The sequence below is a fragment of the Cryobacterium sp. RTC2.1 genome, assembly GCF_035018685.1.
In the GTDB taxonomy this organism is placed as follows: domain Bacteria; phylum Actinomycetota; class Actinomycetes; order Actinomycetales; family Microbacteriaceae; genus Cryobacterium; species Cryobacterium glucosi.
Window position 1 is genome coordinate 1 of the sequence record NZ_JASJXJ010000386.1, and the last position, 276, is coordinate 276.

Genomic DNA, 276 nt, shown 5'->3' on the forward strand with positions numbered 1-276 from the left:
TGAGTTTTTCGTAGACGACCTCGTAGAGAGCCTTGTCGAGTTCGAAGGCGCCGAGCAGCGGGCGTTGCTCTCCGAGGCTCCTGCCGGAACGTTCGCTGTACCCGGCAAGGAACGCCCGACGGCAGGCCTGTGCCCACCCGGTGACGACACCGGTCCGCTCGGGAGCTTCCCGCGCCACGGTTCCGGCCGCGTAGGAGAACGACCTCAGCATCCCGGCGACATCCCGCCAGGGCACGTCGACACGGGTCCGGTCCTCGAGAGGAGTGAGCGGTTCGC

General features: G+C 67.8%; 1 pseudogene. It reads right to left on the minus strand.

The features are described from left to right. Nucleotides 1–276: pseudogene (locus tag QN357_RS19400) on the minus strand (phosphotransferase); the annotation flags it as partial.